General features: G+C 65.4%; 1 protein-coding gene. It reads left to right on the forward strand.

Going from position 1 to position 471, the window contains the following annotated elements:
- Positions 1–471, forward strand: a 471-nt coding sequence (locus D7Y13_RS46320) for a DUF4190 domain-containing protein (RefSeq protein WP_167508826.1), incomplete at both ends; no start/stop codon positions are given.

Below are 471 nucleotides of genomic sequence, written 5' to 3' on the forward strand. Positions count from 1 at the left end.
GGCTGATCGCGCTCATCACGTTTTGGTTGATCTTCATTTCGGCCCCGCTCGCTCTGGCGGCGATTGCATGCGGGCATCTTGCGCTCAGCGCGATCAAGCACGGCGCCGGACGCATCTACGGCAAAGGAATCGCGATCGCCGGCTTGGCGCTCGGCTACGGCTCGCTCGTCGCGGCGATTGCGCTCTTCGCGTTCGTCGCCGGTCGGCCCGAGGTTCCGAAGTCGCCAGAGCAGGCTGCGCTCGATGCGGCCGAGAAGACGATCGGCGGCAAAACGGGCGACAATCCGTTCGGCAACGATGCGGAAGCGCGGCGAATGTCGACGAAGTTCGCCGACGGGATGGCGAAGCTCGACCAAGAGTTGTTCGCCGACGCACCGGCGCGGCGTAGTCGCGCCGACGACTATCGCACGTGGTGCGAACTCCACGACGGCCGCTGCGCGTTCGTCGTACAAGTGCCGGGCTATCGGAAAA

The organism is Corallococcus praedator, assembly GCF_003612125.1.
Taxonomy (GTDB): Bacteria; Myxococcota; Myxococcia; order Myxococcales; family Myxococcaceae; genus Corallococcus; species Corallococcus praedator.